This window comes from Nocardia carnea, assembly GCF_029869215.1.
Classification (GTDB): domain Bacteria; phylum Actinomycetota; class Actinomycetes; order Mycobacteriales; family Mycobacteriaceae; genus Nocardia; species Nocardia carnea_B.
Window position 1 is genome coordinate 1 of record NZ_JARWPM010000157.1, and the last position, 3,289, is coordinate 3,289.

Consider the following 3,289-nt stretch of genomic DNA (forward strand, 5'->3'; position numbering starts at 1 on the left):
GATCAAGGTGGCGCTGGAACAGGACCGTATCCTCCAAGCCACGCCCGAATTCGAGGATGTCGCGGAGCTGGCGCGGGGGACCCGGGGGCCCGGGGGCCCCGGGCCGGGCGCCGGGGGTGGGGGCCGGGGGTTTTCGCCCCCGTTGGCCCGGCCGGTACCCTCTCCACCACGGCGGCGGCGCGCAAGCCCAGGGCGCCTTTACCGCGGGGACGGGCAAAAACCACTCAGGGCCTCGTAAGACTCGGCACCGCCGTGGTCACGTTCCGTTCCGGGGTTATGTGAACCACTCAGGGCCTCGTAGGACCCGACACCACCGTGGTCACGTTCCGTTCCGGGGTTATGTGAACCACTCAGGGCCTCGTAAAACCCGACACCACCGTGGTCACGTTCCGTTCCGGGGTTATGTGAACCACGCAAGGCCGAGTAAGACTCGAAGCCACCGTGGATGCGTTCGGTTCCGGGAATGTAGACCACCGAGGGCCTTGTGAGACTCGGCGCCGCCGTGGTTGCGTCTGGTTCCGGGGTTATGTGAACTTCCGGGGCCCTCATGAGACTCGGCGCCGCCGTGGTCGGGTCGGGTTTCGGGTGATCGGTTCTCTACATGTCTCGCCTCGGCGTCGGTGCCCGGCGGTTAGGCTTGGACGCGGGCCGGCCTCGAATGCTCTCTGGACTCGGTTGAACAAATGTCGGCGGGGATGGCCCCGGTTTGCCGGCGGCGTTTCCCGGCATTCTGCATCCGCAATCACCTGGCGAAGGAGATCCGCGTGAAATCCGTCAATCCGTATCTGATGTTCAACGGCAACGCCGAGGAGGCCTTCACCTTCTATCAGTCCGTGTTCGGCGGCGAACTGCAGCTGATCCGGTTCGGCGATATGGGGGAGGCCGAGAATCTGCCCGCCGAGGCCAAGAATCTGGTGGCGCATGTGGCGCTGCCGCTCAACGGCGTCGAGCAGATTCTGATGGGGTCGGACTGTCCGCCCGGGCAGGCCGTCGAGGTTTCGAGCAGGCCGAACTTCACCGTATGCCTGGAACTCAGCGATGAAGACGAAGCCCGGCGGCTGTTCGACGCCCTCGCGGTCGGCGGCACCGTGGATATGCAGCTCGCCAAAACGGAATGGACGCAACTGTTCGGAATGCTCACCGACCGGTTCTCCATCCCCTGGATGTTCGACTTCGGCGGTCAGTAGACCGCTACGGCCGGGGCGTCCACCGGCGACTGCCACCGAAACCGCGACCCGGCCCGATCGGATCGGGTCGCGGCCGGTCAGCCCCGGCCGGGGCCGGTGAGACCACGCATCGCCAGGGCGATCCAGCCGCTCATCGGGACCCGGAACACCTCCGGCAGCCACGGCGCCCGGCGGTGGTGCGGGCGGCTGCGGTCGGCCCACAGCGGGTTGGATTCATCGCGCCGGTATACGGCCAGCTGACCGGCCGTGGTGAAGCGCAGGTGGGTGGCGCTGCCGATCACCTCACCGTCGGCGGCGAGCGCTTCGGGCACCGGCAGATGTACCTGCAGCTCGGGCATCTGCCGCTCCCCGTACACCCGGCTGTGCCCGATCGCGGCCAGCAGCAGCGCGATCACCGCGCGGGTGCGTGACCACCGCAGATCCGCGCGTAGCCAGCGCACATCGAGCAGTCCGGAATCGAGGCGGTCGCGGAAGGCGGGCACCGCGCCGTGCGGGTGATAGGGGCCGTTACCGACGAACAGGAACCACACCCGCTGCCACCGGCGGTCCAGGTAGATTTCGATGGGTTCGGCGCGGCGCAGGGTGACCACGAGCGCCGCGGCGAACGCGGGCCATTTACCCCAGCGTTTCTGCCATTTCTCCCGCAACCGCACCAGATCGGGGTAGGCGCCGAGACTGAAGGTATTGATCAGATGCCTGGTGCGCGTCTCGTTTTCGTCGCCGTATTCGACCGCGGCGATATCGACCGCCACGGCCTCCCCGACACCGGTCGCGTCGATCACTTCGCGCAGATCGTAGACGCCCAGGTCACGGGCGAAATGATTGAGCGTGCCGGTGGGGATCACCACCAGCGGCAAATTCTTGCGCAAGGCGACGGCGGCCACCGCGGCCACGGTGCCGTCGCCGCCGGCCACCCCGACCGCCAGCACCGGCTGCCGTTGCTCGGCGATGGCCTGTTCGAGGTGGACGGCGCAGTCCAGCCCGGGGTTGGTGCGCAGTACCGTCGCGGCGGGCAGCGCGGCGGCGATATCGTCGGTCGGGTCGTAGTTCGGGTCCCCGGAGACCGGGTTGACCATCACCACGAGGCCCTTGCCCTCGGCCAGCACGGGCACCTCCGGTACCGGAGCCGCCAGCGCCTCGTCCGATTCGCGCACCGGCCACCAGCGGCGGGTGGCCAGCGCGATCCCGGAACCGACGGCCGCCCCGACGAGCACATCGGACCCCCAGTGCACGCCCGTATGCACCCGGGAGTACGCCACGGCGGCCGCCACCGGCGCCACCACCAGGCCCGCGCGCGGGCTCTCCATCGCCACCGCGGTCGCGAACGCGGCCGCGCTCGCGCTGTGCCCGGACGGGAACGACGACGAGGTCGGCGCGGGTGCGAGCCGCCGATGCGTGGGCATCAGTTCGGCAGCCGGACGGCGGCGCGCGAAAACCGATTTGAGCACGATATTGGTGACGAAACTGGCGCCCGCCACCGAGGCGACACCGCGCAGCGCGCCGCGCCGGGTGGCGCCACCGCGGGAGGCCAGTACCGCCGCGAACGCCATCCACAGCACACCGTGATCCGCGCTACCGGTGAGGCGCAACAGACCCGCATCCGCTTTCGTGGCGGGCAGTTGCGCCACCGTATCCCCCACCGCCTGATCCAATCGCCCGATCCTGCGGAACCGACGGCCTGTCCACCTACTCACCCGCCCGACCCTACCGAGCGCGCGGGTGCGCTCGCGACCCGTAGCGGCCCCCCCCGCAAAACCCCGGCCGCGCCAGGGCATTGAGCACCGCATCGGGGTCGGCGTACATGGTCTGCACGGTCAGCGGCGGGACGGTCCAGCAGGCCTGCTGCAGGGTCGCGAGATCGCCGGTCGGGTCACGGCATTGGCCGCCAGCTGCGCGGCCGCGGAGCTGGAACCGGGCCAGGTGACCGAGATCGTGGACCGGCTCGGTGACCTGATGCGCACGCTGCGCGGCACCAAAACCGGCAGCCGTTCCGATATCACCGTCACCAGTCTCGCGATGTCGCACATCATCACGTGCGCGGGTAACGGTGGCATGGTCTGTGTCGACGACGAGCAGCTCCGCGACAAGGGCCTCATGCTGCG

Annotated in this window: 3 protein-coding genes; 2 read left to right on the forward strand and 1 reads right to left on the reverse strand. The window is 69.3% G+C overall.

The features are described 5' to 3' along the window. Positions 1-764: 764 nt before the first annotated feature. Positions 765-1,187, forward strand: coding sequence for a VOC family protein (locus tag QH276_RS10525; RefSeq protein WP_280398401.1), 423 nt, complete (start codon positions 765-767; stop codon positions 1,185-1,187). 77 nt (positions 1,188-1,264) lie between these two features. Here the strand turns inward: QH276_RS10525 and QH276_RS10530 are convergent, their stop codons facing one another. After that, positions 1,265-2,839, reverse strand: coding sequence for a bifunctional phosphatase PAP2/diacylglycerol kinase family protein (locus QH276_RS10530; protein WP_280406710.1), 1,575 nt, complete (start codon positions 2,837-2,839; stop codon positions 1,265-1,267). A gap of 253 nt (positions 2,840-3,092) precedes the next feature. On the opposite strand from QH276_RS10530, the gene QH276_RS10535 reads away from it, so the two are divergent. Next, positions 3,093-3,289, forward strand: a 197-nt coding sequence (locus QH276_RS10535) for a DegT/DnrJ/EryC1/StrS family aminotransferase (protein ID WP_280406711.1), incomplete at its 3' end; no start/stop codon positions are given.